Raw genomic sequence first — 455 nt, 5'->3', positions numbered from 1 at the left:
TTGTACTTATACTTATTCGCTGTCGGCAGATAATCATTATATGCTTTGTGCTTTAATCCAAAAGGATAATAATTATTCTCTTCAATAATTTCAAGAACCTGCGTTGTCGGGTTTTTAGCGTAGCTTACGCGCACGTTTCCTAAATGGTCTTTGTATTGGAAAACATACGAAAGCGCTCCTGCCGTATTTTTTACGTACCCTTCTGCCGTCGGGAAAAACTCCAGAACATTGTCCTTGTACTGGTAACCTCCCAAATAATCAGTGACGGCAGTAACAGTGCCTTCGGTAACCGCTTTTTTCAGTTTTTGCCCAGATGCATTGTAAAAGTATTCAATACTTCCTGTTGTTCCAAATGTTATTTTCTTTGGCAGGTTTAAATGATTGTAACTTATGTCAGTGATATTTTTGTTCTTATCGGCAATCATATTTCCGTTATCATCATAACTGTAATCATC

General features: G+C 37.4%; 1 pseudogene. It reads right to left on the bottom strand.

Annotated features, from left to right (window positions below):
* Positions 1-455: pseudogene (locus DMB71_RS00140) on the bottom strand (RHS repeat domain-containing protein); the annotation flags it as partial.

It is taken from the genome of Flavobacterium tistrianum (assembly GCF_003254545.1).
Classification (GTDB): Bacteria; Bacteroidota; Bacteroidia; order Flavobacteriales; family Flavobacteriaceae; genus Flavobacterium; species Flavobacterium tistrianum.
This window is presented reverse-complemented; position numbering and strand designations above follow the sequence as displayed.